The sequence below is a fragment of the Paenibacillus sp. EKM10P genome, from assembly GCF_011800655.1.
In the GTDB taxonomy this organism is placed as follows: domain Bacteria; phylum Bacillota; class Bacilli; order Paenibacillales; family Paenibacillaceae; genus Paenibacillus; species Paenibacillus polymyxa.
The window spans coordinates 1-357 of sequence record NZ_JAALET010000091.1; the positions used below are offsets into that span (position 1 = coordinate 1).

Annotated in this window: 1 protein-coding gene; it reads left to right on the plus strand. The window is 56.3% G+C overall.

Annotation, left to right across the window (positions count from 1 at the left end; genetic code table 11):
• Positions 1–357, plus strand: a 357-nt coding sequence (locus HFE01_RS26545; RefSeq protein ID WP_167438862.1) for a condensation domain-containing protein, incomplete at both ends; no start/stop codon positions are given.

Consider the following 357-nt stretch of genomic DNA (forward strand, 5'->3'; position numbering starts at 1 on the left):
CTCCCTGCGGGCGACGACGCTTGTCAGCAAAATGCATAAGGAGCTAGGCGTTGAATTCCCGCTTCGCGACGTATTCCGCTACTCGACGGTTGAAGAAATGGCCGCGGCTATGGAGCGGTTGGAGATCGGCTCGTTCACGGCTATTCCGGCTGCGGAACCTAGCGAGTATTATCCGCTCTCTTCTGCTCAGAAACGTCTCTATATCTTGAACCAGCTGGAAGGAGCCGAGCTGAGCTACAACATACCAGGAGCTATGCTGCTCGAAGGGGAGCTCGACCGGCAGCGGTTTGAAGAAGCGTTCCGCGGGCTCGTAGCTCGTCATGAAACGCTGCGTACCGGCTTTGAGATGGTAAAAGG